This is a genomic window from Myxococcus vastator (assembly GCF_010894475.1).
Classification (GTDB): Bacteria; Myxococcota; Myxococcia; order Myxococcales; family Myxococcaceae; genus Myxococcus; species Myxococcus vastator.
In genome coordinates this window covers 1-4,988 of the sequence record NZ_JAAIYB010000548.1, presented here as the reverse complement: position 1 = coordinate 4,988, position 4,988 = coordinate 1, and the positions used below count along the sequence as shown (strand labels likewise).

Here is a 4,988-nt window from a genome sequence, read left to right as displayed (position 1 = left end):
GCGGGAGCGCGGGGCGGCGGGGCCGCGGTGTTGCCCGGTGATGAGGGCGGGTTGCGGCCTCCGCCCCTGGGTGGCGCTGCGGCGAAGCCCTCCACTGGGACGCGCGGCGCGCCTTGCGCTGGCGAGGCGGTGTCGCGTGCCTCGCCCCTGGGCTGGGCCGCAGCGGCGGCGCGGGCCGCCGCCTTGGACTGGGCCGCAGCGGCAGCGTTGGAACGAGCCTCTCGCTTCCCCTTCCGCCCCGAAGGGCCGGGCTCCGGCGAGGCCTTGCGGCCCTGCTCCACCGCGGCGGAGCCCGGGGACGCGCTCCCGACTTCAGCGCGAGCCGGCTCCACGCTTTCGGACGCGGGTGGAGCAACCCCCATGTCCGTGGTGGACGTCTCCTCGTTGGCCAGACTCGCGAGGTTCGCGGACGCCTGCGTCAGCACCGGGGGCGCCGCGACGAGCGGCGCACGGGGGCCGCTCGACTCACGGCGAGGGACCGCGGAGCGCGGCGGCTCGGGCGGTGGCACTTCACGCGCGGCGCGTGCCTGCCGGATTCCCTCCGCCCGGCGGGCGTACACCTGCGCGCGCTCGGGATTGCCCATCACCTCGCGCCACAGACGCGCGAGCCGGTCCCAGGTGCGCTCCCGCTCCGCATCGTCCTCCATGGCGGTGGCCGCGTGCTCCAGAGCCCAGGCCGCCTCGCCCAGGTGGTCGCGCGCGAGGAGACGCTCCACGAGCAACAGCCACGCTTCCTTGTGGCCCGGCTCGTAGCGCACGGCCTGACGCAACTCATTGAGCGCGGCATCGGCGTCGCCCTGGGCCTCCAACGTGGCGACCAGCTCCAGCCGGGCCTCACGCGCGGCGGGCCCTCGGGATTCGCGGGCGAGCTGCGCACGCAGAAGCCGGCTGAGCACCGTCGTGTCACCGAGCTTTCGCGTCAGCGTCGTGAGCTGCACGCGAGCCTGCTCACTGTCGGGACTCTCCGTGAGCACCTCGCTCCAGGCCCACTGCGCGAGCCGCAAATCGCTCAGCGACTCCTCCGCGACCTGGGCCAGGACGCGCAGCGCTTCCACGCGGTCCGGCGCGCGGCGCGGTGCCGCCGCCAGCGCCACCCGGAGCCGCTCCGCGATGGCGGGACGTGCCGCGTCCGACACGCAGCGAAGCAGCCCCGCGAGCACGGGGAGCAGTCCCGGCGCGGAGGACTCCGCCGCCTCGAAGTCCGCGCGAGCCTTCTTCAGCTCGCCCATGTGGAGCCAGCGCTCGCCCCGCGTGAGCAGCGCCCCCGCGCGTGCGCGGCCAGCGGGCGCGCGTCGGATGGCCTCGTCCAGCGCACGGCGCACGAGGGACGCGTCCCCCCTCGAGGCGAGCAACCGCACCTGGTCTCGAAGCGCGGCGCGGTCCCCTGTCAGCTCCACGATTTCCCGGTACATGCGCGCGGCGCCCGCGGGGTCGTGGAGTTCGTTCTCCATCACCTCCGCGAGACGCGCCAACGCATCGGCGCGCAGGGACGCGTCCTTCGCCCGGTCCGCCCGCTTGAGGTAGAGCTGGGCCAGCTCGGCCCAGGCCCGTCGAGCGATGAGCTGGGCCTCGACCTTCTGCGAGCGGGTCAGCTCCTCGGTGTCGTCTTCACGAGGGCCCACGCTCGCCTCGGAAGCGCGGCCCTTCTCGTTCGGTGCATCACCGGAAGCCGCGGCGAGTGCGGCCTCCAGCTCCGCCAACGAAACCTCCATGGTGCCCGCGCGAGCATCCGGCTCGGGTGCGGCGCGGGACGTGGCTGGAGGTGGTGACGCCTCGGACGGGGGCGGGGTCTTCCGCCGCTCGCCCTTCGAGGAAACAGGTGTCTGCTGGCGCGGTGTGGGACTCGATGTGTCAGCGCCGACGAGGAAGGGCTGTGCCTCTGAGGTGACTTCACTTTCGCCGGCATCGTCGAAGGTGGCGCGGGCGGGACGCGGCGCCGGCGGTACTTCGCGGGCGACCGGCGCGGGCTCGACCGCGTCGTCGTCTGGGGAATCGACCCACGGCACGGATAGGGGCGCGCGCGCCGGAACGAACGTCTTGGCCACACCTGAAGCCGGGGGCACGGCGACGTCCCCCAGCGCGGGCAGCTCCACTTCTGTCTTGCGCGCCTCGAAGTCAACTGCCGGCGGTGGCACGACCACCGCCGGCATCTCCACGACGGTCCTGGGTGCGTCGGGAGCAGCGGCATCGCGAGGAGTCACCGCGGGCAACTCCACCGCTGGCATCTCCAACACCGTCTTGAGCGCTTCAGTGGCAGGAGCAGGCGGAGCCACTTCTGCCGCCACAGACGTTGCCGGCACGCTCTCGACCGAGGCAGGCGCGGTCCCCGGCTGTTCCGAAACGGGCGACACCTGCACCGGCGGACCTCCCGGTCCACCCTCGTGGGACGTGGCAACAGGTCCGCTGGAAGGAACCACGCCACCCGCCTCCGGAAGCCGCGACGCCGAGGCCGGCCTCGCGGAGAGCGGCGGCCCCACCACAGTCTCGATGAGGTAGACCCCCTCGTCGTTCTCCCAAGAGGTCGCGACCGGCGCGCCTTCCTTCCGCGCTGGGAGCTTCGCCAGCACCCCCTGCTCGTCCCCTTCAACCTTCGGCGCGCTCACACCCGCGTCGAACACCCCCTTGCCCTCGATACGCGTGCGCAGCACCTGGAGCACGCGCTGGGCACGCCCGTCGTCGGGCCAATCCACCAGGAGGGCCTCGAGCGCGGCGGCGGCACGCGGCAGTTGGTCCACCCGTCGCAACACCCGCGCGAGCTGACGCCGGACCGCGCGCCGACTGGAGCCCACCGTGGGCGCCACCTCCAGCAAGGTGATGGCCGCCGGCTCGGTGCCCGCCAGCAGCGCCATCCGCACAATCCCGGCGGCCAGGCGCGGCGTCATCGGCAGGGTCCGGCTGGCGCGCGCAAGCTCTCCAAACGCGCGCGCGGCGGAGCCCTCGCGCAACTGCCGGGCCGCGGACCGGAAGAGCCGGTCCACCACGTCGCTGACATCCTCCGCGGGATTGACATCGGACGCGCCGGGCTGCAGCGCCTCCTGTCGGACCGCTGCGGGCTCCGGCGTGCCGGCGTTCTTGCCGTTTCTCACGCCACCCATGGGTGCGGCAGTCTACACACAACGATGCCCGTTCCGGCTGTTACTGTCCTCCTCCCCGCGCGAAACGCCGAAGCCACCGTGGCCCGCGCTGTCCGCAGCCTCTTGACGGGCACCGTCCGCGACCTCCGTGTGCTCACGGTCGATGACGGCTCCACGGACGGTACGCGCGACGTGCTGACCGACCTGGCGGCGAGCGACTCACGCGTGGAAGTCCTTGACGGCCGGGGCCGAGGCCTGGTGGCGGCGCTGAACCTGGCGCTGCGTGAAGCCACCTCCCCCTATGTGGCCCGGATGGACGCGGATGACGAAGCCCTCCCCCAGCGCCTGGAGGCGAGCCTCACCGCACTGGAGGCGGAGCCCAGGCTGGCGGGCGTGGGCACGGCCGTGGAGCTGTTCCGGGATGACCAGCCCGTGAGCCCTTCGCTCCAGGCCTATGCCACGTGGATCAACGGCCTGACCTCCGCCGAGCGACTCGACCGGGAGCGCTTCATCGAAAGCCCCCTGTGCCACCCCTCCGTCTGCCTGCGCCGGGACGCCCTGGTGGCGGCGGGAGGCTGGCAGGACGGCGACTTCCCGGAAGACTACGCGCTGTGGCTGGAGCTGCTGGACCGGGGCTTCGCCCTGCGCAACCTGCCCCAGGTATTGCTCCGCTGGCGAGACAGCGACGGACGGATGACGCGCACCGACCCGCGCTATGCCCTCAAGCGCTTCATGTGGATGAAGGCGCGCTACCTGACGCGAGGCCGTGGCCCCCTGGCGGACGGCCGCCCGTGCACCGTGTGGGGCGCGGGCCCGAGCGGCAAGACGCTGACGTACTTCCTCCACCAGGAAGGCGCCCGCGTGCGGCGCTACGTGGAGGTCCACCCTCGCAAGGTGGGCACGCACATCCATGGCATCCCCGTCATCTCCCCCCAGGAGCTCGGCGCCCCCGGGGACGGACACCTGCTGATTTGCGTGGGCGTCCGCTGGGCCCGCGCGGAGATTCGCGAGGACCTCATCGGCTGGGGCTGGGTGGAGGGCCGCGACTTCACCTGCGCCGCGTGAGGACTCACGCCGCCCCGGAGCCCGCGCCGCGAATGGCCCCCGAGGGGGCCGGGACGCCGGCGGCCAGGAAGAACCGCATCAAGTCCTCCGGCACCGACGCTTCGATGCGCAGCAGCTTGCCCGTGCGCGGATGTCCCAGCTCCAGCGCCTGGGCATGCAACAAGCACCGCGCGGCCTCCACGCCTTCCGCCCGGGCCGCGCCGCCGTAACGCGCGTCCCCCAGAATCGGAGCGCCCAGCGCCGTCAGGTGCGCGCGGAGCTGATGCGTGCGGCCCGTGTGAGGCAGCAGCTCGACGACACAGAACGCCGGCCCCGAAGACAGCGTGTGGAAGTCCGTCAGCGCGGGCACGCCGTTGGCCGCCCGGGTCGCCCGCCAGCGCCCGGGGCGCGACGGGTCCTTGGACAACGGCAGGTCCACCGTGCCCGACGGGGGCAAACCCGGCCCGGTGGCCGCGACGTAGCGCTTTCTCGCCCGTCCCTCCCGGAACTCGGCCGCCAGCGCCGACGTGGCCTCCGCCGTCTTCCCGAACACCGTCACACCGGAGGTCTCCCGGTCCAGGCGGTGCACCAACCCCGCGGGGCATCCCAGCTTCGCCCCCACCAGGTCCACCAGGCTGTCCCCCACGCGCCCCTCGGTGGGCTGCGCGGACACGCCGGCCGGCTTGTCCACGGCGATGACGTCCGAGTCCTCGTACAGCACGCGCAGCTCGGGCGCGGGGGGCGCCTCGGACAAGGGGCTCTGCCCGCCCTCCTCCAGCACCACCGTCACCACCTGCCCGGCCGTCAGCCGCGCGTTCGCATCCCGGCTCCGCTTGCCCGCCACGTAGACGGCGCCCACCTCCACCAGCC

Annotated in this window: 3 protein-coding genes; 1 reads left to right on the top strand and 2 read right to left on the bottom strand. The window is 73.5% G+C overall.

Annotated elements, in window-relative coordinates:
• Window positions 1-3,095, bottom strand: a 3,095-nt coding sequence (locus tag G4D87_RS33510; RefSeq protein WP_163786754.1) for a hypothetical protein, incomplete at its 3' end; no start/stop codon positions are given.
• 24 nt (window positions 3,096-3,119) lie between these two features.
• Here G4D87_RS33510 and G4D87_RS33505 point away from each other — a divergent pair.
• On the top strand, window positions 3,120-4,139 hold the full coding sequence (locus G4D87_RS33505; protein ID WP_163786753.1) for a glycosyltransferase family 2 protein: 1,020 nt from the start codon (window positions 3,120-3,122) through the stop codon (window positions 4,137-4,139).
• A 4-nt stretch (window positions 4,140-4,143) separates the two neighbouring features.
• Here G4D87_RS33505 and G4D87_RS33500 read toward each other — a convergent pair.
• Window positions 4,144-4,988: RluA family pseudouridine synthase (locus G4D87_RS33500; protein WP_163786752.1), on the bottom strand; the 845-nt coding region annotated here is incomplete at its 5' end.

What these genes read in the sequence shown, in the direction of transcription:
- G4D87_RS33505 (WP_163786753.1), top strand. Translation starts at nt 3,120, where the DNA reads ATGCCCGTTCCGGCTGTTACTGTCCTCCTCCCCGCGCGAAACGCCGAA.